Annotated in this window: 1 pseudogene; it reads right to left on the bottom strand. The window is 40.2% G+C overall.

Features of this window, described 5'->3' with window-relative positions:
• Positions 1 to 660, bottom strand: a pseudogene (locus KH893_RS11310) (helix-turn-helix domain-containing protein); the annotation flags it as partial.

Below are 660 nucleotides of genomic sequence, written 5' to 3'. Positions count from 1 at the left end.
GTATTGTAGGGATTGCCGACATGAATCGTGGCTTCCTTTTGATCTTTGCTTAAAGTAACATCCTTGTAACTACCAGCGGGAATCGTGGTCTCAAATTGAGTAACACTGTCTACTGTGAAAATTGTCCAAGAAGCGCTGCTTGCTTGAACTTGAATAGTATGGGCCTTGTTATCATAAAAAGTCATTGTCGCCGTACTACTGTTAAATTGCGGTTTCGATAAAGCTTCAACATCAGAGCTGCCGGAAGACGACGAACTGCTTGAGCTGCTAGATTTTTTGCTGGAACTTTGCTTGGAGCTCTGTATTTGCGTTGAACTAGAATCGATTTTTGTCTGCGTTGCAGAATCGGTATGAACCTTACCAATAACGATCCATGCACCAAAAGCCAAAAGAAACAGCACAACGATAGCAACAAACAAAGGTATTTTTTTTATTAAACGCTGTGACATTGGAACAGATAAATTCATTCCTGCTCTAGGGATTCGATCAGGACCAACGCGAATAGAATTTTTCGAAAGTTTTTCGTTACTTGGTTGCTGTTTCTCCGTTTGATCATTATTCCAAGTGTTTTTCGAATCCTCCTCACCGAAAAAAAGTGAATCAGGATTACTGGAATTTTCTTGCTCGGATTTAAAATCAGAACCCGCACTTTCATTAGAC

It is taken from the genome of Liquorilactobacillus sicerae (assembly GCF_029916425.1).
Taxonomy (GTDB): Bacteria; Bacillota; Bacilli; order Lactobacillales; family Lactobacillaceae; genus Liquorilactobacillus; species Liquorilactobacillus sicerae.
This window is presented reverse-complemented; position numbering and strand designations above follow the sequence as displayed.